The organism is Streptacidiphilus cavernicola (genome assembly GCF_042510955.1).
In the GTDB taxonomy this organism is placed as follows: Bacteria; Actinomycetota; Actinomycetes; order Streptomycetales; family Streptomycetaceae; genus Streptacidiphilus; species Streptacidiphilus cavernicola.
In genome coordinates, this window is record NZ_JBHFAB010000032.1 from 48,466 (window position 1) to 70,008 (window position 21,543).

Annotated in this window: 21 protein-coding genes, 2 pseudogenes and 1 riboswitch; of the genes and pseudogenes, 16 read left to right on the forward strand and 7 right to left on the reverse strand. The window is 72.8% G+C overall.

Annotation, left to right across the window (positions count from 1 at the left end):
- The first annotated feature begins 73 nt into the window (after positions 1–73).
- The 7 genes and pseudogenes from ACEZDE_RS30790 to ACEZDE_RS30820 all read left to right on the forward strand — a co-directional run bounded on the left by ACEZDE_RS30790 (position 74) and on the right by ACEZDE_RS30820 (position 6,741).
- The gene (locus ACEZDE_RS30790) at positions 74–1,165 is read left to right on the forward strand and encodes an MFS transporter (RefSeq protein WP_380543336.1); all 1,092 of its coding nucleotides are present in this window, start codon (positions 74–76) and stop codon (positions 1,163–1,165) included.
- A complete protein-coding gene (locus tag ACEZDE_RS30795; RefSeq protein ID WP_380543339.1) occupies positions 1,165–3,492 on the forward strand; it encodes a molybdopterin oxidoreductase family protein in 2,328 nt (775 codons plus the stop codon). Before ACEZDE_RS30790 ends, ACEZDE_RS30795 begins: the two co-directional genes overlap by 1 nt.
- A gap of 7 nt (positions 3,493–3,499) precedes the next feature.
- Positions 3,500–4,126 (forward strand): 4Fe-4S dicluster domain-containing protein, encoded by a 627-nt coding sequence (locus tag ACEZDE_RS30800; RefSeq protein ID WP_380543342.1) that lies wholly within the window; start codon positions 3,500–3,502, stop codon positions 4,124–4,126.
- Between the two features lie 26 nt (positions 4,127–4,152).
- Positions 4,153–4,674 (forward strand): annotated as a pseudogene (locus tag ACEZDE_RS30805) (QcrA and Rieske domain-containing protein); the annotation flags it as partial.
- A 17-nt stretch (positions 4,675–4,691) separates the two neighbouring features.
- Positions 4,692–5,045, forward strand: coding sequence for a hypothetical protein (locus ACEZDE_RS30810; RefSeq protein ID WP_380543345.1), 354 nt, complete (start codon positions 4,692–4,694; stop codon positions 5,043–5,045).
- A 55-nt stretch (positions 5,046–5,100) separates the two neighbouring features.
- Positions 5,101–6,366 carry an MFS transporter gene (locus ACEZDE_RS30815; protein WP_380543347.1) on the forward strand — a complete coding sequence of 422 codons (1,266 nt, stop codon included), beginning with the start codon at positions 5,101–5,103 and terminating at the stop codon, positions 6,364–6,366.
- Between the two features lie 27 nt (positions 6,367–6,393).
- Positions 6,394–6,460, forward strand: a riboswitch (guanidine-III (ykkC-III) riboswitch).
- 17 nt (positions 6,461–6,477) lie between these two features.
- Complete coding sequence (locus tag ACEZDE_RS30820; protein ID WP_380543350.1) at positions 6,478–6,741, forward strand: CBU_0592 family membrane protein; 264 nt, start codon at positions 6,478–6,480, stop codon at positions 6,739–6,741.
- On the opposite strand, the gene ACEZDE_RS30825 is transcribed toward ACEZDE_RS30820, so the two are convergent.
- The gene (locus ACEZDE_RS30825) at positions 6,692–7,234 is read right to left on the reverse strand and encodes a gamma carbonic anhydrase family protein (protein ID WP_380543352.1); all 543 of its coding nucleotides are present in this window, start codon (positions 7,232–7,234) and stop codon (positions 6,692–6,694) included. The two genes, ACEZDE_RS30820 and ACEZDE_RS30825, sit on opposite strands and share 50 nt — an antisense overlap.
- A gap of 103 nt (positions 7,235–7,337) precedes the next feature.
- Between ACEZDE_RS30825 and ACEZDE_RS30830 the strand changes: the two genes are divergently transcribed.
- On the forward strand, positions 7,338–7,841 hold the full coding sequence (locus ACEZDE_RS30830) for an SRPBCC family protein (RefSeq protein WP_380543355.1): 504 nt from the start codon (positions 7,338–7,340) through the stop codon (positions 7,839–7,841).
- 95 nt (positions 7,842–7,936) lie between these two features.
- Entirely contained in the window at positions 7,937–8,731 is a 795-nt protein-coding gene (locus tag ACEZDE_RS30835) for a GntR family transcriptional regulator (RefSeq protein WP_380543358.1), read from the forward strand.
- On the opposite strand, the gene ACEZDE_RS30840 is transcribed toward ACEZDE_RS30835, so the two are convergent.
- Positions 8,641–9,876 carry an ROK family protein gene (locus ACEZDE_RS30840; protein WP_380543361.1) on the reverse strand — a complete coding sequence of 412 codons (1,236 nt, stop codon included), beginning with the start codon at positions 9,874–9,876 and terminating at the stop codon, positions 8,641–8,643. The genes ACEZDE_RS30835 and ACEZDE_RS30840 overlap by 91 nt on opposite strands.
- A 120-nt stretch (positions 9,877–9,996) precedes the next feature.
- Positions 9,997–11,457 (reverse strand): MocR-like pyridoxine biosynthesis transcription factor PdxR, encoded by a 1,461-nt coding sequence (gene pdxR, locus ACEZDE_RS30845; protein WP_380543364.1) that lies wholly within the window; start codon positions 11,455–11,457, stop codon positions 9,997–9,999.
- A 118-nt stretch (positions 11,458–11,575) separates the two neighbouring features.
- Here pdxR and ACEZDE_RS30850 point away from each other — a divergent pair.
- Positions 11,576–12,283, forward strand: a pseudogene (locus tag ACEZDE_RS30850) (EamA family transporter); the annotation flags it as partial.
- A 211-nt stretch (positions 12,284–12,494) separates the two neighbouring features.
- Here the strand turns inward: ACEZDE_RS30850 and ACEZDE_RS30855 are convergent.
- On the reverse strand, positions 12,495–13,703 hold the full coding sequence (locus ACEZDE_RS30855; protein ID WP_380543449.1) for a type ISP restriction/modification enzyme: 1,209 nt from the start codon (positions 13,701–13,703) through the stop codon (positions 12,495–12,497).
- A 275-nt stretch (positions 13,704–13,978) separates the two neighbouring features.
- On the opposite strand from ACEZDE_RS30855, the gene ACEZDE_RS30860 reads away from it, so the two are divergent.
- From ACEZDE_RS30860 to ACEZDE_RS30880, 5 genes are all read left to right on the forward strand, one after another.
- Positions 13,979–14,140: a hypothetical protein gene (locus ACEZDE_RS30860; protein ID WP_380543367.1), complete on the forward strand. Its 162-nt coding sequence runs from the start codon at positions 13,979–13,981 to the stop codon at positions 14,138–14,140.
- A 72-nt stretch (positions 14,141–14,212) separates the two neighbouring features.
- Positions 14,213–14,743, forward strand: coding sequence for a DUF6879 family protein (locus ACEZDE_RS30865; RefSeq protein ID WP_380543452.1), 531 nt, complete (start codon positions 14,213–14,215; stop codon positions 14,741–14,743).
- Positions 14,744–14,771: 28 nt separating this feature from the next.
- Positions 14,772–15,620, forward strand: coding sequence for a helix-turn-helix domain-containing protein (locus ACEZDE_RS30870; RefSeq protein ID WP_380543455.1), 849 nt, complete (start codon positions 14,772–14,774; stop codon positions 15,618–15,620).
- A gap of 70 nt (positions 15,621–15,690) precedes the next feature.
- Entirely contained in the window at positions 15,691–16,113 is a 423-nt protein-coding gene (locus ACEZDE_RS30875) for a GNAT family N-acetyltransferase (protein ID WP_380543370.1), read from the forward strand.
- 129 nt (positions 16,114–16,242) lie between these two features.
- Complete coding sequence (locus ACEZDE_RS30880; RefSeq protein ID WP_380543373.1) at positions 16,243–17,187, forward strand: chitinase; 945 nt, start codon at positions 16,243–16,245, stop codon at positions 17,185–17,187.
- On the opposite strand, the gene bioD is transcribed toward ACEZDE_RS30880, so the two are convergent.
- From bioD to bioB, 3 genes are read right to left on the reverse strand one after another with little or no spacing between them, the layout of a single operon-like run.
- Positions 17,177–17,947, reverse strand: a complete 771-nt coding sequence (gene bioD, locus ACEZDE_RS30885) for a dethiobiotin synthase (protein WP_380543376.1) — start codon at positions 17,945–17,947, stop codon at positions 17,177–17,179. The two genes, ACEZDE_RS30880 and bioD, sit on opposite strands and share 11 nt — an antisense overlap.
- A gap of 3 nt (positions 17,948–17,950) precedes the next feature.
- Positions 17,951–19,243 carry an adenosylmethionine--8-amino-7-oxononanoate transaminase gene (locus tag ACEZDE_RS30890; protein ID WP_380543379.1) on the reverse strand — a complete coding sequence of 431 codons (1,293 nt, stop codon included), beginning with the start codon at positions 19,241–19,243 and terminating at the stop codon, positions 17,951–17,953.
- Positions 19,240–20,352 carry a biotin synthase BioB gene (gene bioB, locus ACEZDE_RS30895; protein ID WP_380543382.1) on the reverse strand — a complete coding sequence of 371 codons (1,113 nt, stop codon included), beginning with the start codon at positions 20,350–20,352 and terminating at the stop codon, positions 19,240–19,242. Before bioB ends, ACEZDE_RS30890 begins: the two co-directional genes overlap by 4 nt.
- Positions 20,353–20,530: 178 nt before the next feature.
- Between bioB and ACEZDE_RS30900 the strand changes: the two genes are divergently transcribed.
- A complete protein-coding gene (locus ACEZDE_RS30900) occupies positions 20,531–21,520 on the forward strand; it encodes a hypothetical protein (protein WP_380543385.1) in 990 nt (329 codons plus the stop codon).
- The last annotated feature ends 23 nt before the right edge of the window (positions 21,521–21,543 follow it).

The following is a 21,543-nucleotide window of genomic DNA, read 5'->3' on the forward strand; positions in this document are numbered from 1 at the left end:
GAGGGTACCCGTCCGGCGCAATGCGGGGTGGCGGAGGGTATCTGGGTGGTTATCGGCTGTTATCGTCTGATCTGTGACAATTGACGCCGAGGCGCGGCGGGTTAGGACCCGGGCCGTGATCGCCGCCGCTGGGCTCTCGCTGGTGCTGGTTGTGGCCATCGTGTTGGGCAGCCGGGGGCTGCGGGACTTCGACTCCGCGCTGATCCCCTACACCGTGGCCACGGTGTTCCTCACCTTCGGGGTCGCCTACCGCTATCTGGTCTGGATCTCGGCCCCGGCCGCCCGGCGGATGTTCCGCAAGGGCCTCGGCACGGTGTTCTCCTGGCGGAACTTCCGCCGGGCGCCCACCGCGCTGCCCCGGATGGCCGCCACCTACCTCGGCTTCCAGCGCTTCCTCGGCGCCCGTTCGCACGCCCGCTGGATCGCGCACCAGGCGATGTTCTGGGGCTGCCTGCTCGCCGTCGCCATCACCTTCCCGCTGACCTGGGGCTGGTTCACCTTCACCGGGTCCAGCGCGACCGGGCCCGGCTACGAGATGCGGGTGTGGGGCTTCAAGGTGCTCGGCTTCTCCTCCAGCAGCCTCTTCGGCTGGGCCATGTACCACGGGCTGGACCTGGCCGCGGTACTGGTCATCGGCGGGGTCGGCTTCTTCCTGTGGCGGCGGACCCGGGACCGGGCGGCGACCACGGGGCAGCGCTTCGGCTACGACTTCCTGCCGCTGCTGGCGCTGCTCACCATCTCGGTCACCGGGCTGCTGCTCACCTTCTCGGAGATCTGCCTGCACGGCGGCGGCTACCAGTTCCTGGCCGTGGTGCACATGATCTCGGTCGTGTTCACCCTGGTCTACCTGCCCTTCGGCAAGTTCTTCCACATCGTGCAGCGCCCGGCCGCGGTGGGGATGCAGCTGTTCAAGCACAGCGCGGTGACCGGGGCCGCGGCGACGGTCGGCGGGGCGACACCCGGCGGGTCCTCCGCCGAGAGCGGCCCGCTGTTCCCCTGCCGCCGCTGCGGCGAGCCGATCGACACCGCCCCGTTCGTGGAGAACCTCCGCGGCACCATGCGCGACCTGCGGCTCGACTTCGACGAGTGGGCCGAGTACTGCCCGCGCTGCAAGCGCGTCCTGCGCGGCGGCGCCTACCTGCAGCACGTGAAACGGGGATTCTGATGAGCAGTCCGCTCGGCCACCGGGAGCGCCGTCCGGTGCCGGTCTCGCTCGACCCCACCGTCGCCCCGCCCGGCACCCGCAACTTCCGTGACGCGGGCGGCATCCCGGCCGACCAGTGGCACGCCGACCAGGTCAAGCAGACGCTGGTGCCGACCCACTGCTGCTTCTGCGGGGTGCAGTGCGGGATGTACCTGCGGGTGGACGAGCACGGCAAGGTCTTCGGGGTCGAGCCGCGCAACCACGACATCAACCGCAGCCGGCTCTGCCCCAAGGGCCTCAACGCCTACCAGCAGGTCAACCACCCGGACCGGCTCACCGCCCCGCTGCTGCGGCGCAGCCGGGACGAGCCGTTCCGGGAGGCGAGCTGGGAGGAGGCGCTGGACTTCACCGCCGCCGAGGTCCGCCGGATCCAGGCCGAGCACGGCCTCGACGCCTTCGGGCTGCTCGGCGGGGCCAGCCTGTTCTCCGAGAAGACCTACCTGGTCGGCAAGTTCGCCCGGGTCGCGCTGAAGACCCGTCACGTCGACTACAACGGGCGGCTGTGCATGGTCAGCGCGGCCGGGGCGAACAAGCTGTCCTTCGGCATCGACCGGGCCGCCAACCCGTTCGCCGACATCCTGCAGACGAACTGCCTGCTGATCGCCGGCTCCAACGTCGGCGAGTGCTTCCCGGTGCTGACCCAGTACCTGTGGGGCGCCAGGGACCGTGGCGCGTCGCTGATCGTGGTCGACCCGCGGGAGACCGCCATCGCCCGCACCGCCGACGTCCACGTGGCGCTGCGGTCCGGCACCGACTCGGCCTTCTTCAACGCCGTGCTGCACGTGGTGGTGCGGGAGGGGCTGACCGACGAGGCGTTCCTGGCCGAGCACACCACCGGCTGGGAGGAACTGAAGGCGACCGTCGCGGCCTACCCGCCGGAGCGGGCCGCCGAGATCTGCGGCGTCCCGGCCGAGCAGGTGGAGCAGGTCGCCCGGATGTTCGCCGGGGCGGACCGGGCCATGGCCTGGCACGCCCGCGGGATCGAGCACCACACCCAGGGCGTGGAGAACTGCCTGACCGTCATCAACCTCTGCACCGCCACCGGCAACCTCGGCAAGCCGGGCGCCGGCTACGGCACGCTGACCGGCCAGGGCAACGGCCAGGGCGGACGCGAGCACGGCCAGAAGTCGGACATGCTGCCCGGCGGACGCTCCATCGCCGACCCGGAGGCGCGGCGGTTCATCTCCGACTTCTGGGGCATCGACGAGGCCGACCTGCCGCAGGCCGGGACCTCGATGATGGAGATGGTCTGGCAGATGCAGCGGCAGGAGATCCGCGGACTGATCGGGATCTGCAACAACCCCTTCGTCTCGCTGCCGAACTACGCCGTGGTCAAGGACGGCTACGACACCCTGGACTTCCACGCGCAGTTCGACTTCTTCCTGTCCGAGACCGCCGCCAACGCCCATGTCGTCTTCCCGGTCACCACCTGGGCCGAGGACGAGGGGGTGATGGCCAACGCCGAGGCCCGGGTGGTCAAGCACAACAAGGCGCAGGAGCCGCCGCCCGGCGTCCGCACCGACACCTGGGTGATGTGCGAGCTGGCCCGGCGGCTCGGCGCGGGCGACAAGTTCGCCTTCGACAGCTCCCGGGAGGTGTTCGACGAGCTGCGCCGGGCCTCGTCCGGGTCGGTGAACGACTACTACGGCATCACCTACGAGCGGCTCGAACAGACCGGCGGCATCGCCTGGCCCTGCCCGGACCTGGACCACCCCGGCACGCCGCGGCTGTTCGAGGGCGGTCTGACGTACCACCAGGACCGCAAGGTGCACCTGCAGACCGTGGAGTGGCACCCGCCGGCCGACCCGTTCGACCAGGAGTACCCGCTGCGGCTCACCACCGGGCGCACCGTCGCGCACTTCCTGTCGGGCAATCAGACCCGGCGGCTGGGCGCGCTGGTGGAGCAGACGCCCCGGCCGTGGGCCGAGCTGCACCCGGTGCACGGCTACCGCAACGGCGACCCGGTCCGGGTCACCACCCGGCGCGGCAGCGAGGTGCTGCCCGCGCTGGTGACCGAGGCGGTCCGGCCGGACCACGTCTTCGTCCCGTACCACTGGCCGTTCCCGACCTCGGCGAACGCGCTGACCATCGACGCGCTCGACCCGCGCTCCAAGATCCCCGAGTACAAGGTCTGCGCCTGCCGGATCGACCCGGCCCCGGCCGTGGACCCGGTCCCGGCCCCGCCGATGCCCCCGGGCCGCTCGGCCTATCCCGAGGCCCAGGCCTCCCGCGACGATCCGCTGCCGCCCACCTCCCCGCAGGGGCGCGGCACCGGCGAAGGACGGTGACCCGGCGGTGATGGGACGCACGCTGTTCATCGACCCCGGCCGCTGCATCGGCTGCCAGGCCTGCGTGTCCGGCTGCCGGGAGTGCGACTCGCACCGCGGCAAGTCGATGATCCACCTGGACTACCCGGACGAGGGCAGCTCGGTGGCCTCGCTGCCCACGGTCTGCATGCACTGCGAGGACCCGGTCGCGCCCTGCGCCGAGGTCTGCCCGGCCGAGGCGATCCTGATCAGCCCGGACGGGGTGGTGCACGAGGCCGATCCGACCCGCTGCATCGGCTGCGGCAACTGCGTCAGCGCCTGCCCCTTCGGGGTGCCCAGGATCGACCTGGAGGCCAAGCTGCAGATGAAGTGCAACCTCTGCTACGACCGTACCTCGGTCGGGCTCGCCCCGATGTGCGCGACGGTCTGCCCGACCGGCGCGCTGTTCTACGGAACCCTGGAGGAGCTCCAGGCCGAGCGCCCGAACGTGGACGTCTCCGCCTGGTTCGAGTTCGGCGACGTGCAGATCACCACCGGGGCGGCGATGGTCGTCCCGGCCGACAGGCGCGACCGGCCGGTGCCCGGCGGGATGCCGGTGCTCCCGCTGGTCGCGGTGAACGGACGCGACGTGAGCGACGGCGGAGGCCGACGGTGAACGAGCCCATCGTCCAGGACCCGGCGGTGCCGGACCGGGCGCAGGACCCGGCACGGGCGCAGGAGCGGGCTGAGGAGAACGCGGCGCTGCGGGACCGGCTCGGCAGCGACTCGCTGACCTCGCGCCGGGACTGCCTGCGGGTGATGACCACCGTCTCCGGCGGGCTGCTGGCCGGCAGCGTCGCGGTCTCCGTCGGGGTGCTGCCCCGGCACGGCGGCGGCGAGGGGCAGCACCCGCCGCTGCGGGTGGCCGACCGGCTGACCCGGGGTCAGGCGGTGCTGTTCGACTACCCGGGCGAGCACGACCGGGCGATGGCGGTCCGGCTCGCCGACGGCAGTGTGGTCGGCTACTCCACCGTCTGCACCCACCTGGCCTGCGGCGTGCTCTGGCGCTCGGACCGCGGTGAGGAGGGGGAGCTGTACTGCCCCTGCCACGAGGGCTCGTTCGACGTGCGCACCGGGGACGTCATCGCCGGGCCGCCGCCGCGCGGCCTGCCCCGGGTGCTGCTGGAGGAGCGCCCGGACGGCAGCGTCTGGGCGGTCGGCACCGCGTTCCCGGAGGACTCATGACCTTCCCCCCCGACTACCACCCCGGCAGTGACGAGCCGCGGCTCAACCGGCCGGTCCCGGAACGCTATCCGCAGATCCGCTCCACCAGCGGCTACGCCGACCCCCGGGTGCTGCACAGCGGCCCGGGGCCGGGCGCGGGCAACGAGCAGGAGCCGGAGCGGTCGGCGATCCTCAGCGCCCGGCTGGTGGTGGTGCTGAGCGTGGTGGCCGGACAGCTGTGGGCGCTGAGCGTCGGCGTCGACGCCTGGATGGAGGGCCGCACCGGAACGGCCTGGTGGTGCACCGGATTCGAGGCGCTGTCCTTCCTGGTCGCCCTGGGCGCCTGGGGCATCGGCCCCCGCGACCGCTGACCGCTGCCACCGCTGAGCGCGTGACTGTCGTACTGAACCCACGAGGAACGGAACCATGACCGAGACCGACACCCCGACCGGCACCGGCAGCGGCACCGGGGCGGGAACGCCCGCCGCGCCCGCCGCGATCCCCACGGCGGCCTGGGTCAACCTCGCTCTCGCCACGGTCGGCATCGCCGTCAACTTCTGGGCCTGGGGCCTGATCAGCCCGCTGGCGCCGACCTACAAGCAGCAGCTGGGGCTCAGCTCGTTCCAGCAGTCGTTCCTGGTCGCCGTCCCGGTGCTGGTCGGCTCGCTGGGCCGGATCCCGGCGGGCGCGCTCACCGACAAGTACGGCGCTCGGGTGATGGTCCCGGCGATCAGCTTCCTCACCATCCTGCCGGTGCTCGGGCTCAGCGTGGTGCACAGCTACTGGCTGCTGGTCCTGGTCGGCCTGTTCCTCGGCATCGGCGGCAGCTTCTTCGCCGCCGGGGTGCCCTACGTCAACGCCTGGTTCCCGCCCGCCCGGCGCGGCATGGCCACCGGCATCTTCGGCATCGGCACCGGCGGCACCGCCATCGCGTCCTTCTTCACCGCCCGGATGCTGCGCTGGTACGACAACACCAACACCATGTTCTACCTGGTCGCGGTGGTCCTCGCGGTGTACGGGCTGATCGCGCTGCTGGTGGCCAGGGACGCGCCGGGACGGCAGATCCCCGAGCAGCTGTTCGGCCGCCGCTTCGCCGAGGCGCTGCGGCACCCGGCCACGCTGCCGATGGCGCTGCTCTACGCGGTGGCCTTCGGCGCCTTCGTCGCCATGGGCGTCTACCTCCCCACCTACCTGAAGGAGGCGTACCACCTGAGCCAGGACGGCGCGTCCACCAGGGCGGCCGGCTTCACCCTGGTCGCGGTGCTGTTCCGGCCCCTGGGCGGGACGCTCTCGGACCGGGTCGGCGCGGCCAAGGTGCTCATGGTCTCGTTCACGGTGCTGGGCGTGACCGCGGTCTGGCAGGCGTTCCAGCCCGGCCTCAACCCCTGGTCCACGATCGCCTTCCTGGTGATGGCGGCCAGTGTCGGCCTCGGCTGCGGCGCGGTGTTCGCGCTGGTCGCGGTGGTCACCCCGAAGGAGAAGGTGGGCACGGTGACCGGCCTGGTCGGCGCGGCCGGCGGGCTCGGCGGCTACTTCCCGCCGCTGGTGATGGGCTCGGTCTACGGCAGCACCGGCTCCTACGCGATCGGCCTGATGCTGCTCTCGGACGCGGCCTTCGCCGCGCTGGTCTACTGCGCGGCGCGGCTGCGCGGCCGGGACCGCAGGGACAGCCCGAACGCCTTCGGCAGCTGAGGGCCGACCGGCCTGTGCGAAGATGGGACGGCCGGGCCGTCCCGCCCGTGCCCTGACGAGACGCGCCGTACCAGGACCGCCAAGACGACGCCGCCGAGGAGGCGTGTCGTCATGAGCGAGCAGCTGGTCCAGATCGTCGGTTCGATCCTGGTGCTGATTCCCTTCGCGCTGGCCCAGGCGGGCCGGGTGGACGCCAAGTCGACGAGCTATCTCTGCCTCAACCTGGTCGGTTCCGGGGTGCTCGCGGTCGACGCCGCGCTGACCCGGCAGTGGGGGTTCCTGCTGCTGGAGGGCACCTGGGCGGTGGTCTCGCTGGTCGGTCTGGTCAGTCGAGGCCGCTCCGGCCGTCGAACGCCTCGCGGTGCTGAGCGCTGAGCGCCACGTACCACTCGGCGTTGAGCCTGATGTGGGTCCGCTCCTCCTCGGTCAGCTCGCGCTTGACCCGGGCCGGCACCCCGGCGACCAGCGAGCCCGGCGGCACCCGCATCCCCTGCGGGACCATCGCGCCGGCCGCCACCAGCGAGCCCGCGCCGATCACCGCGCCGTTGAGCACGGTGGCGCTCATCCCGACCAGGCAGTCGTCCTCGACCGTGCAGCCGTGCAGCACCGCGTTGTGGCCCACCGAGACCCGGTCGCCGACGGTCGCCGGGAAGCCGAAGTCGGCGTGCACCGAGCAGTTGTCCTGTACATTGCTATCCGTGCCGATCGAGATCAGCTCGCAGTCGCCCCGCAGCACCGCGCCGTACCAGACGCTCGCGCCCGCGGCGAGGGCCACCGATCCGAGCACCACCCCGTTCGGGGCGACGAACGCGCCCGGGTCGACGGCGGGCGTCCGCCCGGCGACTGCGGAGATCAGCGGTTCGGCCATGTCGTGCTCCAGAGGTGGTCGGACGATGAGGGTTCCGACGCACCGTACCGGCATCGGTCGCCGATGAGGACCGGCGACCCGGGGTCTGCGGGAGACTCGGGGGATGACTCTTGAGGGCCCGCAACGCCTGCACCGGCTGCACCGCTATCGCTTCGTTACGGTCTGGGACGTCCCCGCCCCGCCCGAGCGGGTGTACCGGGTGCTCGCCGACCCGCGCGGCTACCCGCTGTGGTGGCCGGAGATCCGTGAGGTGCGCCGGATCGACGCGCACAGCGGCCGGATGCGGTTCCGCTCCCTGCTGCCGTACGAACTCGCGGTCACGGCCCACGAGGTGCGGCAGGACCCGGCCGCCGGAGTGCTGGAGGCACGGCTGACCGGAGACCTGGAGGGGACCACCCGATGGACCGTCACCACGCGCGGTGACGGCGGCGCGGTCGCGGTGTTCGACGAGGACGTCGAGGTGCACCGGCCGCTGATGCGCCGCCTCGCCGTACCGGGCCGACCGGCATTTCGGGTCAATCACTCCCTGATGATGACGAACGGCCGCAAGGGATTGACTCACTACCTCGCTGTGTGCGCTCACACCGGCATTGGTCTTGACCAATGATCCGGGCTGCCCCTACTGTCGGCTTAGTGCAGGGTCCTTTAAGAAATAAGGACTCATAAATAACCGGCGTCACAGGCGCACAGGCGGAGGACAGGGTGGGGACCACACAGGCCGCGAACGGGACGGGCACCGCGACGGCGCCCGAGCCCAAGTACTGGCATCTGCGCACCGTCCTGGTGCGCGCACTCGACTCGGAGTTCGGCACCGGCGAGGTGCTGCCCAATGAGCGCGACCTGTCGGCCCGCTTCGGCGTGGCCAGGGCCACCCTGCGGCAGGCGCTGGACCAGCTCGAACTGGAGGGCCGCCTGGTCCGCCGCCGCGGCATCGGCACCGTGGTCGCCGCGCCCCGGATGGGCGTGCCGGTCAGCGAGGCGTCCGAGGGCTGGCCCGGCACCGGGCGCGACAGCTGGCGGATCGTGGACGCCGAGTCGGCCCCCGCGCCGGCCTCGGTCTGCGCCGCGCTCGGCCTCCCGGCCGACGAGGCCGTGCACACGGTGCGCCGGCTGCGGATGATGCACGGCCAGGTCATCGGCGCGGAGACGCTCTACGTCCCCGAGTCCGTGGTGCCGCACGTGCCGGCCATCTTCGCCAAGTCCAGCGTCGCCGACTCCAGCCGGGCCCGCTCGGTGCTGCGCCAGTTGCAGCGCCTGGAGCTGGACGGGGAGTCCCGCTCGGTCGAGCTCGGCGTCGCCGAGGAGCAGCAGGCCCAGCTGCTGGAGCGCCCGCCGGGCACCCCGGTGCTGGTGCTGACCACCCGTTACCAGGCCGAGGGCCGCACCGCCGCCCTCACCGTCTCCACCTACCGCGCCGACACGTGCCGGCTGACCTTCGGCGCCTCCGGGATCGTGGACGTCACCCCGGCCGCGGCCGAGGTGCGCACCGCCTCCTGATCCACCGAGAAGAGCTGCTCCTCGGCGTGCTCCAGCGCCAGGCGCAGCGCGCCGGTGGCGATGACCTCGTCACCGAGCGTGGAGAGCCGGACCTCGGGCGGGCGCAGGCAGAACCGCCCGAGCTGCTCCCGCAGCGGCTCCAGCATGCCGTCGAGACCGGCCGCCCAGCCGCCGAGTACCACGACCTCCGGGTCGATCGCCAGCACCAGGGCGGCCACGTCGCGGACCAGCCGGGCCAGGAAGCGGTCCCGCACGTCCAGCGCGACCTGGTCGCCCTGCTCGGCCAGCCGCAGCACCCGGGCCACCGCGGCCTCGTCCAGCGGGTCGATCGGCTTGCTGGGGGCGGACAGCAGCTGGGCCGGGTTGGACTCGCGGCCCAGCAGGTGCAGTGAGCCGATCTCCCCGGCCGCGCCGCCGAAGCCGCGGTGCAGCTTCCCGTTGATCAGCGAGCCCGCACCCGGGCTCAGCCCGGCCAGCACGAACACCACGTCGCCCATGCCCGCGGCGGCGCCGATCCAGTGCTCGCCGATCGCCGCGAGGTTGGCGTCGTTCTCCACCAGCACCGGGCAGCGGAACGAGCGGCGCAGCCGGGCGCCCAGTTCAAGACCGGTCCAGCCGGGCAGGGCGGTGCCGAGCCGGACCACGCCCTCGGCGTCCACCACCCCGGGGGTGCCGACGCCGACCGCCCACAGCGTGTCCCGGGACACGCCCGAGCGCCGCAGCAGCTCGGCCACCGTCCCGCGGACCAGGGCGAGCCGCTCGGTCGCACCGGTCACCTCGTCGATCGGGCGGGCGTAGCTGCCCAGGATCCGGCCGGTCAGGTCGGACAGCACCGCGCGGGCGCCGTGGGTGCCGATCTCGATGCCGAGCAGGTGCCCGGCCTCGGCCCGGAACCGGAAGTGCCGCGCCGGACGTCCGCGCTGCCGGGCGCTGTCGTTGCGGCGTTCCGGGTCCGGCTCCACCTCGACCACCAGGCCCGATTCCATCAGGCCCTCGATCACGCCCTCGACGGTGGGCCGGGACAGGCCGGTGTCGCCGACCAGCTGGGTCAGGGTCAGCGTGTCGCCGCCGCGCAAGGCGTGCAGGGTCACGGCGGAGTTGATCCGCCGCAACAGCGAGGAGTCCCCGCCGGTGAGCTGTGCCAACTCTCCGCCTTTCCTTCCGCGTCCGGAACCCTGCCGTCGTCGTCGCCGGGGGTAGCCGGATCGTATCCGGGCGTGGTCCGAAGCCGCGAGCATTTGTGCTGCTCATGAATGGCTTCGGTATCAAACGGCAACACTGCGCAATGCCTCGGCGAGTCGGTTGACGGCCCCGGTGATCTCCGCGGCGGTCAGGTGTGCGTAGCCGAGCACGAAACGCCCGGAGCCGCCCGTACCGCTCGCGGTGTAGTCGCTCAGCGGGCGCAGCCGGACCCCGGCCCTGGCGCAGGCCTCGGCCGGGACCGGGTACGGGAACTCCGCGATCAGGTGCAGCCCGGCCGCGATCCCGCTGATCCGCACCTCCGGCAGGACCTCGGCCAGGACGGCGATCAGCGCGTCCCTGCGCTCCCGGTAGGTGCGCTGGCACAGCCGCAGCTGCCGGTCGTACCGGCCGCCGACCAGGAATCCGGCGAAGGCCGCCTGGTCGGCGACGCTGTTGCCGAGGTCGCTGACCCGCTTGGCCTCCACCAGCTCCGGCAGCAGCGCGGCCGGGGGTACCAGCCAGCCCAGCCGCAGCCCCGGCGCCAGCGACTTGCTCACCGAACCGGTGTAGGCGACCAGGTCCGGGGCCAGCCCCTGGAGCGCGCCGACCGGGGCCCGGTCGTAGCGGAAGTCGCCGTCGTAGTCGTCCTCGACCACCAGCCCCGCGCACTCCCTGGCCCAGGCCAGCAGCTCGGCCCGGCGGGCGGGGGAGTGCACCGTCCCCATCGGGAACTGGTGCGCCGGGGTGAGCGACACCGCCCGTGCCCCGGTCGCCCGCAGCGCGTCCATCCGCACGCCCTCCCGGTCCAGCGGCACCGGCACCGGACGCAGCCCGGCCGCGAGGTGCAGCGGGTACACCGACAGGCTGCCCGGGTCCTCCACCGCGACCAGGCGGTGCCCGCGCCCGGCCAGCACCCGGCCGAGCAGCGTCAGCGCCTGGGCCACCCCGGCGCAGACGATCACCCCGTCCGGGCCGACCACCACCCCGCGCCGCCGCCCCAGCAGTTCGGCCAGCGCGGTGCGCAGCGCGGGCAGCCCCTGCGGGTCGGGGTAGTCCAGCTGGGCGTCCGGCAGCGAGGCCAGCGCCTGCCGCTGCGCGGCGGCCCAGGCGGCCCGGGGGAACGCGGCCAGATCGGCGAGCCCGGGACGGAAGTCCAGCACCGGGGCCGCCGCGGCCCGCGGCCGGGACGGCGCCGGCTCGGCGGTCGGGACCAGCGCGGCCACCCAGGTCCCGGAGCCGCGCCGACTGGTCAGGTAGCCCTCGGCGGTCAGCTGCGCGTACAGCTCGCTGACCAGGCCCCGGGAGACCCGCAGGTCCCGCGCCAGATCCCGGCTGGACGGCAGCCGGGTCCCGGCCGCGAGCCGCCCCTCGCGCACCGCGGCCCGCAGCGCCCGTCCCAGCTCCCGCCCGCGGCCCCGGACCGGGCCGGACGCGGCGGGGAGCAGCAGCTCCCAGGCGGGGGAGGGCTCGGGCTCGGGTGAGGGGGAGGGATCCGGTGAGGGGGAGGGCTCGGGCTCGGGTGAAGTGGTCCATGAACTCCGCACAGAAGTGGACCTTATCGGGAGCCACTGGCCCGGCGAGGCTGAAGCCATGCAGAAACCGCCCACCGGCTCCGCCCACGCCGCCACCGCGACCACCCTGATCGGCACCTCCTTCGTCGCCATGAGCCTGCTCGGCCACTACCCCGCGCTCGGCGGCCTGGCCCTGCGCTACGGCCTGGCCGCCGCGGTGCTGTTCGTCCTCGCCGCCCGGGAGCCCGCCGGTCTGCGGCCGGTCCGGCTGCTGCGGCCTCGGCAGTGGCTGCGGCTGTCGCTGGTCGCGGCGGCCGGGATGGTCGGCTTCAACCTGGCCGTGCTGGCCGCCGAACGCACCGCGGAACCGGCCGTCCCCGGGGTGACCGTCGGCTGCGCGCCGCTGCTGATCGCGATCCTCGCGCCGCTGCTGGAACGCCGCCGCCCGTCGCCGCGGATCGCCGGATCCGCGCTGCTGGTGGTGGCCGGGGCCGCGGTGGTGCAGGGGCTGGGCCGCACCGACGCCGCCGGGCTCGGCTACTCGCTGCTGGCGCTGGTCGGGGAGGTGGCTTTCGGGCTGGTCTCGGTGCCGCTGATCCGGCCGCTCGGCCCGACCCTGCTGGCGGCCTGCGCCTGCGCCGTGGCCACGGTCCAGGCGGCGGTCCCGGCGCTGCTGCTGCACAGCTTCCGGGCGCCGGGCGGGGAGGAGGCGCTGGCGCTGCTCTGGATGGCGCTTCCGGTCACCGTGGTCGCCTTCTGGGCCTGGTACTCGGGCGTCCAGCGGCTGGGCCCGGAGCGGGCCGGGCTCTTTCCCGGCCTGATCCCGGTGGCCGCCGCGGTGACCGCGCCGTTGGTCGGCACCGGCAGCCTGGGCGCCGGCCAGGCCTTGGGCAGCCTGCTGGTCGCCTGCGGCGTGGCCAGCGGGCTACGGGCGGGGGCTACGGGGCGAGCTACGGCGGGGGGTGCGGCGTCGGTTGCGGCAGAAGCCACGGCGTTGATAACGGTGGGAGGTGAGGGTGAGGCCGTGGCGTCGGTCGCAGCAAGAGGCGCGGCAGGGGCCACGGCAGGGGTCAGAGTAGGGCGAACTGGCCCTCCGGGCCTTCCTCCTGATGCTGCAGCACCGACGCCGGGCGGCGGCTCCAGTCCGGGACCGGCAGCACGCCCGCCGCGGCCAGTGCGTCCGCGCCGATCCACGGCCCCGGGCCGCCCCGCAGCGCCGCCAGCGCCGGACGCAGCTCCGCCAGCAAGGTCAGTACGGTGAGCAGGTCCACCAGGTCCGCGGTGGACTGCTGCGGCCAGCCGCTCAGGCCCAGCGCCTCCAGCGTCCCCGGTCGGGCCTCGGGATCCGGCGTGCGCCGGGCGAACCAGGCGCCGAGCACCGACTCGCCCCCGGCCCGGTACTCCCACGCCGCCGCCGCGACGGGGGCCAGCCGCCCGTCCCCGAGCAGCAGCGACTCGGTCTCCGGGTCGTAGGACAGTTCGTCCGGCGACCCGGTCACCCGCTCGCGGACGAACGGACGTCGGCCGCCGGGCATCCGAGGCCTGCCGACTGACGCCCCGTCACCGTGCGGCGGGCCGTACCGTTCGCCGAAACTGTGCAGCCACAGCACCCGCCGTCCCAGCGCCACCCCCTCGGCCCAGACCGCCGGATCGCCCGGCAGCGGGACCGGCACCTCCTCGCCCCGGCGCGGCTCCTCGTCGGCGGCGGGGACCGCGGTGATCGCGGCGATCCAGGCGAGCAGGTCCTCGGCGGTCACCCGGGTCCCGAGCACCGTCCCGAGCCGGCGCAGCAGCCCCGGCGCGACATTGGGCTCGCGCGCCCCCGGCCGCCGGTACAGCGGGTGGACCCGTCCGGTGCCCTTCGCCCGTTGCCCGTCCGGGAGTTCAGCGGAGAAGCCGACCCGGGGCCCGTCCCCCTCGGGCGGCTGCACCGTCGCGAACACCTGTGCCGCGTCGGCGACCCGCCACAGCTCGGGCCGGGCCTGGTCCAGCACCCGCTGGTCCGGGAGCAGCCACAGCCGGTCGAACGCGCCGTGCCGGACCAGCACCGGCTCCGGGCAGGGCCCCGGCTCCCGCGACAACCGGTTGCTGCTCGCCGACTGTCCCGGCAGTTGCGGCACCGAACTCCGCACGGTCCGCGACCGGCTCGGCCCGAACAGCGCCGCCCGCCGCTCCACCGGCGCCTCGGCCAGCCGCTGCCAGCGTGCGACCAGGACTTCGGGATACGCCGAGAGCACCCACCCGCGCCCGGTCCGCAGCCCTGGGACGGACCACGGCATCAGCTCGCTGAGCAGCGGCGCTCGCTCCACTGGCACCTCCCGCGGACCATCGTACCGAGCAGGATGTCCCCGAGGGGGCGTGGTCGAGGCGTCCATCCCGAACGCGGGAACGGGCGGGGGCAGGGTCATCGCGCGAAGTCACTAGCTCATCCGGGCCCAGGTCGGCAAGCTCCCGCAGGCAGTGCTGCAACCCTCTGCACGTTCGATTGACGTGATCGCACGTATCGCTGACTGTTGGGCATGTCCCTGCAACTCTCGACGCACAGGAGACAGCCATGCCGATAGATTTCATCGGAATCGACCCCGACACGGGTGACTACGGATCACCCACGGTGTGGGTCCACAGCGAGGCAAAAGAGATCCTTGTGCAGAGTCCCGGTGCCGACGAAGAACTCAAGGCCGCCATCGGCGGGAAGGCGTGGGTTCCGGTCATGTAGCAGGCATCCCCAGCCACGAGCTCCTGGTCCGGATTCCGTTCCGCATGATCTCGATTCTCCGAAAGGCCTGTGATGAAGCTGAAAGGCTCGGACTTTCCGGCGATGCTCAGGGCAGCACAATCGACAGCGGTTCACCTGGAGATGCGTGACAGTTACGCGGTTGCCAGCGAGGCCGAGGAGTTCGAGGCCTGGCGGCAGGGAAAACGCTACGACCCCGCCGACCGCGCTTCATGGTGGCGGCCGTGGCTGGACCTGATCACGGAGACCGTCGACCGGGGCGTGGTCATTCGCCGTGCCCGAGTCGTCTCGGAGCCGGTGAGCGAGTACATCCGGTACGAGCACTCCGGCACCTTCAGCAACGTCGCGGCAGGGGAACAGGTCCGCTGGCTGCCTCGGAGACGGGCTTTGGACATTGCCTTCCCGGGCGCCGACTTCTGGCTCTTCGACGGTCGGGTCGCCCTGTTCAACATCTTCACCGGCGAAGGGGACTGGGCTGATCCCTGCTTCGAACTGGTCGAGGCACCGGCTACGGCACGGCTCTGCGCGTCAGCCTTCGAAGCGGTATGGGAACGGGGAATTCCCCATGACCAGTTCCACGTCTGACATCACTACCAGCCTGGGCAGCCATCGTATGTCGCCGTCTCCGTCCTCCAGCGTTGTCGCCGCCCGGCGGGCCCTGGCCTGTCGGCTGGTCGAGATCCGCAAGGACGCCGGAATCACTGGTAACGAACTGGCGGCCCGGTGTTCCTGGCACCCTTCGAAGACCTCACGCATCCAGTCCGGGCAGACCACACCGTCGGAAGCGGACATCAGGATCTGGTGCGCCGCCTGCGGAGCCGAGGGCCAGATTCCCGATCTCATCGCGGCGTCCCGTGCTGTCGATTCCATGTACGTCGAGTGGAAGCGCGGGCATCGCGATGGAATGCGCCATGCGCAGGAGAAGGTCAGTGGCGAGTACGAGCGCACCGAGCTCTCCAGGGTCTACGTCTCCAACGTCTTCCCCGGCTTCTTTCAGACGGCCGACTACGCGCGCGCCCTGCTGCGCTCCATCACAGACTTCCAGGGCACCCCTGATGACGTCGAGGAGGCCGCGGCGGCGCGGGTGGATCGGGCCAGGTTCCTGCACCAGGGCCGTCACCGGTACGTGGTTCTGATGGAGGAGTGCGTTCTCCGCTACCTGATCGGCAGTGAAGAGATCATGGCGGGACAGCTCGGCCACCTGCTCACGCTCATGCCCCTGCCGTCCGTCTCGGTGGGCATCATCCCGTTCACCGCCCGACGCGGGATCTGGCCCCTCGAAGCCTTCTACCTGTTCGACAACCAGCGGGTCGCGGTCGAGACCCTCACCGCCCGGTTGACCGTTCTCCAGCCCGGTGAGCTGACCGACTACGGGCATGCCTTCTCTGAACTGGCCAAGCTGGCCGTCCACGGTGCCAGGGCCCGTGGGTTGATCTCTGCGGCCATCGACGCACTGGGGTGAAGCTCCTTGCCTCTTTGGGGCGGGGAGAAGTCGGTGGCGGGCTGCGGGCGGCGTGTGTTTGGGTCTCAGCATGACTGACCTGCATATACGAACCGCCGTTCGTGACGACGCGGAAGCCGTGCTGCTGTTCTGGGCGGAGGCGGCGGAGGGGACGTCCATCTCCGACGACGTGGACGGGGTCGCCGCGCTGATCGCCCGTGACCCGGACGCGCTGATCCTGGCCGAGCGGGACGGGCTGCTGGTCGGTTCGGTGATCGCGGGGTGGGACGGCTGGCGCTGCTCGCTGTACCGGCTGGCCGTGCTCCCCGCGCAGCGTCGGCAGGGGATCGCGTCCGCGCTGCTGGCCGCGGCCGAGCGGCGGTTTCTCGCGGCCGGGGGCAGGCGCGGTGACGCCATGGTGCTGGAGGCGAACGGGAAGGCGCAGGCCGCGTGGGCGGCGGCCGGATACCGCCGGGAGGACCACTGGCGGCGCTGGGTGAAGCCGCTCGGCTGAGTGCACCGGAACTCTTGACAGCGCCACGGCAAGGGACCACGATCCTCTCCAAGCTGTTAGGAAGCTTTCCTAACAGACAGCAGCACTCGCAGCACCCCCACACCGTCGCACCGGTCCTGAAAGGTCGTCATGGCCAAGTCCTCCGCGCGCACCCGTCGCCTCGCCCTCGCCGCCACCGCCCTCACCCCCGCTCTGGTGCTGGTCGCCGGGGCCGTCCCGGCGCACGCCACCGGCTCGTTCCCGGCCCACTACGCCGCCCCCTACCTGGAGCTGTCCAGCAGCAGTGCCGGTGACATGGCCGCGGACATGAAGGCCAGCGGCGACAAGTTCTACTCGCTCGCCTTCCTCATCCCCAAGTCCGGCTGTACGCCGATGTGGGAGGACGGCAACGCCTCGCTCGGCGCGTTCACCTCGCAGGTCAACTCGCTGAAGTCGGCCGGCGGCAACGTCATCGTCTCCTTCGGCGGGGCCGAGGGCGGCGAGCTGGCGCAGACCTGCACCTCGGTGACCAGCCTGACCGCCGCCTACGCCAACGTGGTGAAGACCTACGGGATCACCCGGCTGGACTTCGACATCGAGGGCAGCCCGCTGGACAACACCAGCGCCAACTCCCGCCGGGACCAGGCGCTGGCCGCGCTGCAGAAGGCCAACCCCTCGGTCCAGGTGGACTTCACTCTGCCGGTCGACCCGACCGGCCTGGAGTCCAACGCCCTCAACCTGCTCAAGGACGCCAAGAGCAAGGGCGTCAAGGTCAACCTGGTCAACATCATGACCATGGACTTCGGCGACGGCGAGAACGCGCTGAAGGACGCCGAGTCCGGTGCCACCGCCACCGAGAAGCAGCTCGCCTCGCTCTACGGCACCAGCGCCTCGGCGACCTGGAACAAGCTCGGGCTGACCCCGATCGCCGGAAGGAACGACGACAACGAGAACTTCACCCAGGCCAACGCCGCCACGCTGGAGACCTTCGCGGCCTCCAAGGGCGTTCAGGAGCTGGCGTTCTGGGAGGTCGACAGCTACGACAAGGCCACCAAGTACGCCTACTCCAAGGTCTTCAACAAGATCACTGGCTGATCGGGTCCTCGCCGGCCGGGCCGGGTCCTGGCCGGTCCGGGTCGGCGACTGATCCGTCCCAGACCCCGCCCAGTGCGGGAGCAAGGCAGGAGCGGGCCGTGGCTTGGAGGGAGACACGGTCCGCTCCTCGGCGCACCAGGCCGGACGGCAGCACCCCGAGTAGCGGGGCGCCCGCCACCACCGGCAGGTCGGCGAGGTTGCAGCGGGCGGCCAGGTCCGGCCGGTCCGGCCAGGCGCCGATCACCAGGCCCAGCGGCGCCGACCCCCGGGCCCGCAGCGCCTCGGCGGTCAGCGCGGTGGTGTTGAGGGTGCCGAGCCCGGCCGTCACCACCACCAGCACCTGGGCGTCCAGGCCCAGTCGGGCCAGCGCCGCCGGGACGTCGGCCAGCGTCGAGCCCTGCTGGTCGTAGCGGACCAGCAGCCCGCCGGCCCCCTCCACCAGCACCAGGTCATGACCGGCCGCCAACGCGGCTGCCTCGTCCGCGATCTGATCCGGCGTCACCGGAGCCAGGCCGCTCCGTGCCGCCGCCGTCGCCGGGGCCAACGGGTCGGGATAGCGACCGAGTTCACTGACCGTCAGTTCCCCGGCCAGACGCCGGACTTCGTCGAGGTCCCCGGGCTCGCCCGCGGCCACCCCGGTCTGCGCGGGCTTCAGCACGGCGACGGTCCGGCCCGCCGCGAGCGCCAGCGACGCCACCGCCGCGGTCACCACGGTCTTGCCGATCTCGGTCCCGGTGCCGGTCACCAGCATGATCGTCACGGTTCAGCCCTTCTCGGCGGCGGCCACGACCCCGGCGCACACCGCGGCCAGGTCGTCGTCGCCGGTCACATACGGCGGCATGGTGTACACCAGGTCGCGGAACGGCCGCAGCCAGACCCCGCGGCCCGCGGCGGCCCGGGTGGCCGCGGCGACGTCCACCTCGTGGTCGAGTTGGACCACGCCGATCGCGCCCAGCACCCGGACGTCCTTGACCCCCGGCAGCCCGGCCGCCGCGGCCAGCCCGTCCTTCAGCCCGGCCTCGATCCGCCGCACCGTCCGCCGCCAGTCCCCGGCCAGCAGCAGTCCGATGGACGCGTTGGCGACCGCGCAGGCCAGCGGATTGCCCATGAAGGTCGGCCCGTGCGCCAGCACCGGGACCTCGCCGCCGCTGATCCCGGCGGCCACCTCGGTGGTGCACAGCGCCGCCGCCAGAGTCAGGTAGCCGCCGGTCAGCGCCTTGCCGACGCACATCACATCGGGGGAGACCCCGGCCTGGCCGGCCGCGAACAGCTCGCCGGTGCGGCCGAATCCGGTGGCGATCTCGTCGAACACCAGCAGAACTTCGTGCCGGTCGCAGAGCCGCCTCAACTCCCGCAGCAGCGCCGGGGAGTGGAACCGCATCCCGCCCGCGCCCTGGACCACCGGCTCGACCACCACCGCGGCGGTGCGGTCCGCGTGACGGCCGATCAGTTCGTCCAACTCGGCGACGTAGGCCGGGTCGAGGGGGGTGTCGAAGCCGTCGGTCGGCGCCTCGGCGAAGATCTGCCGGGGCAGCACCCCGGTCCAGAGCTGGTGCATCCCGCCCTCGGGATCGCACACCGACATCGGGTGGAAGGTGTCGCCGTGGTAGCCGCCGCGCCAGGTCAGCAGCCGCTGCTTGGCCGGACGGCCGACCGAGCGCCAGTACTGCAGGCACATCTTCGCGGCCACCTCGACCGCGACCGAGCCCGAGTCGGCCAGGAAGACGTGCCGCAGCGGCTCCGGGGTGATCTCCACCAGCGTCGCCGCCAGCCGCACCGCGGGCTCATGGGTGAGGCCGCCGAACATCACATGGCTCATCCGGCCGAGCTGGTCCCGGACCGCCTCGTCCAGCACCGGGTGCCGGTAGCCGTGGATCGCGGCCCACCAGGACGACATCCCGTCGATCAGCTCGCGGTGGCCCTCGACCGGCCCGGCCATCCGCAGCCGCACCCCGCTCGCCGACTCCACCGGGTACGGCGCGACCGCGCCCGGCATCGCCCCGTACGGGTGCCAGACGTGGTCGCGGTCCAGTCGGAGCAGTTCCTCCGGGGTCACGCGTTCGGCGGGAGGTCGGTGCCGGTGCCGCGGCGGCGCACCGAGACCAGGTCCTGCCGTCCGCCGGCCGGGGCGCCCACCGCGGCCAGGTCGTCCCCGGCCTCCGCGCGGTCCTCCGGCATGGTCTTCTCGTCCGTGCCCTCCACGGTGAACCCGGCGTCCGCGATCATGTCCAGGTCGGCCTGGCCGTTCTGGCCCTCGGTGGTCAGGTAGTCGCCCAGGAAGATCGAGTTGACCAGGTGCAGCGCCAGCGGCTGCATGCTGCGCAGGTGCACCTCGCGCCCGCCCGCGAGCCGGACCTCGATGTCCGGGCAGACGAAGCGGACCATGGCCAGGATCCGCAGGCAGCGCTGCGGGGTCAGGCTCCACTCCTTCGCCAGCGGGGTGCCCTCGATCGGGATCAGGAAGTTCACCGGGACCGAGTCCGGGTTCAGCGCGCGCAGCGCGAACACCACGTCCACCAGGTCGGCGTCGCTCTCGCCCATCCCCGCGATCAGGCCGGAGCACGCCGACAGGCCCGCGGCCTGGGCCTGCTGCACGGTGTCCACCCGGTCCTTGAAGTCATGGGTGGAGCAGATGTCGGCGTAGGTGTCCTCGGAGGTGTTGAGGTTGTGGTTGTAGGCGTGCACCCCGGCCTCGCGCAGCCGGGTCGCCTGGCCGTCCGAGAGCAGCCCGAGGCAGGCGCAGATCTCCACGTCCTCGTTCTCGGCCTTGATCGCCGAGATGGTGTCGGCGACCCGCTCCACGTCCCGGTCGGTCGGGCCGCGCCCGCTGGCGACCAGGCAGACCCGCTTGGCGCCGCCGGCCACCCCGGCCTTCGCCGACGCGGCGGCCTGCTCCGGCTTCAGCCAGGTGTACTTGAGGATCTCGGCCTTGGAGCCGAGCCGCTGCGAGCAGTAGGAGCAGTCCTCGGGGCACAGCCCGCTCTTCAGGTTGACCAGGTAGTTCAGCTTCACCCGGCGGCCGAACCACTGGCGCCGGACGCGGCCCGCGGCGGCGACCACGTCCAGCAGGTCCTCGTCGGAACCTGACAGGACGGCGAGGGCCTCCTCACGGGTCGGGAGTTCGCGGCGCAGGCCCTTGGAGACGAGGGTGTCGAGCAGATCCATGACCACGATCCTGCCTTCCGGCGGCGTTCCGCCGCCACTGCCGAACCCGCCAGAAGATCTCCGCCGGGGCTTGCCCGGTTGTCACAGAACCACCAAACCGGGCCACCCCGCATCCTCGCGCACGGCGCTTAAGAACCCCTTGATCCTTCACACAGGAGTACCCCCTAGACTCCTCGCCATGACCACGACCGGCCGGCACCAGCGCGACGTCCAGCCGAGCGGCGGACCCCGCCGCCGTCTGCCCAGGACCCTCGCCATGCTCGGCCTGCTCGCAGCCGCGGCGGCCGGCGGGACCTGGGCCGAGGTCAACTTCGCGGGTCGGATCGGCCACCGGATCACCGCGGACGGCGCGTCGCAGGACAGCCTCGGGGTCGGCAGCGCGATAACCGCACCCGGCCTCGGCGGCGCCGGGCAGGCCCAGGTCGACGACGTGCTCCCGGCCAAGGTCGACTTCCCGGCCACGGCGACCAGCCCCAGTGGCTACCACGGCACCCGCTACGCGGTGGGCGCCGGGACCGCCGGCTGCGACCCGGTCGTCGACGCCACCGCCCCGGTCGCGCTGACCACCGGCTGCGCCGGCTACCTGACCGCCGACTACGTGCGGGAGGACGACCACGCCGTCTACACCTCGGTCACGGTGCTGTACTACCCGGACCCGGCGAGCGCGGCGAAGGCGGCGAAACTGCTGAAGGCCCCGCTGACGGCGGCGGCCGACCTGGTGTTCCGTCAGCCCGGCAGCGGGCTGCCGGTGACCGTGTCCCAGTCGGCCGGACAGACCGCGGGGCACTCGGCCGGGACGCTCGGCTCGGGCAGCACCGGCGCGCTGCCCGACCTCGGCGGGCTGCCGGTGGGCACCGGCACCGGGGCGCCGATCAGCGGCGGGGCCGCCGGGGGCACGGCCACCGCCACGCCGCCGACCACCCCGTCCCCGTCGGCGACCGCCTCCGAGGCTCCGGCCACGGTGACCCACGACCCGGACAACGCCGCGACCCAGGTCAGGATCGCGGCCGTGGGGCGGGCGGTGACGGTGGTGCAGTCCGCCTTCGCCGACGGACGCCCGGTGAACTCCGACCTGGACACCCCCACCTGGTACCTGGTCTACACCGTCGCCTCGGCCCTCGCCTGGGAGTCGGACCAGCCCGCCACCGGCACTCTCCCGAAGCCCTAGGGCCGACGCCGTAGGATCGCGGG

Excerpts from the sequence above, each read along its gene's own strand:
- ACEZDE_RS30795 (WP_380543339.1), top strand. The coding sequence starts at position 1,165 with ATGAGCAGTCCGCTCGGCCACCGGGAGCGCCGTCCGGTGCCGGTCTCG.
- ACEZDE_RS30810 (WP_380543345.1), top strand. The coding sequence starts at position 4,692 with ATGACCTTCCCCCCCGACTACCACCCCGGCAGTGACGAGCCGCGGCTC.
- ACEZDE_RS30815 (WP_380543347.1), top strand. The coding sequence starts at position 5,101 with ATGACCGAGACCGACACCCCGACCGGCACCGGCAGCGGCACCGGGGCG.
- ACEZDE_RS30820 (WP_380543350.1), top strand. The coding sequence starts at position 6,478 with ATGAGCGAGCAGCTGGTCCAGATCGTCGGTTCGATCCTGGTGCTGATT.
- ACEZDE_RS30825 (WP_380543352.1), bottom strand. The coding sequence starts at position 7,234 with ATGGCCGAACCGCTGATCTCCGCAGTCGCCGGGCGGACGCCCGCCGTC.
- ACEZDE_RS30830 (WP_380543355.1), top strand. The coding sequence starts at position 7,338 with ATGACTCTTGAGGGCCCGCAACGCCTGCACCGGCTGCACCGCTATCGC.
- ACEZDE_RS30855 (WP_380543449.1), bottom strand. The coding sequence starts at position 13,703 with ATGCCGTGGTCCGTCCCAGGGCTGCGGACCGGGCGCGGGTGGGTGCTC.
- ACEZDE_RS30860 (WP_380543367.1), top strand. The coding sequence starts at position 13,979 with ATGCCGATAGATTTCATCGGAATCGACCCCGACACGGGTGACTACGGA.
- ACEZDE_RS30865 (WP_380543452.1), top strand. The coding sequence starts at position 14,213 with ATGAAGCTGAAAGGCTCGGACTTTCCGGCGATGCTCAGGGCAGCACAA.
- ACEZDE_RS30870 (WP_380543455.1), top strand. The coding sequence starts at position 14,772 with ATGTCGCCGTCTCCGTCCTCCAGCGTTGTCGCCGCCCGGCGGGCCCTG.
- ACEZDE_RS30875 (WP_380543370.1), top strand. The coding sequence starts at position 15,691 with ATGACTGACCTGCATATACGAACCGCCGTTCGTGACGACGCGGAAGCC.
- ACEZDE_RS30880 (WP_380543373.1), top strand. The coding sequence starts at position 16,243 with ATGGCCAAGTCCTCCGCGCGCACCCGTCGCCTCGCCCTCGCCGCCACC.
- bioB (WP_380543382.1), bottom strand. The coding sequence starts at position 20,352 with ATGGATCTGCTCGACACCCTCGTCTCCAAGGGCCTGCGCCGCGAACTC.
- ACEZDE_RS30900 (WP_380543385.1), top strand. The coding sequence starts at position 20,531 with ATGACCACGACCGGCCGGCACCAGCGCGACGTCCAGCCGAGCGGCGGA.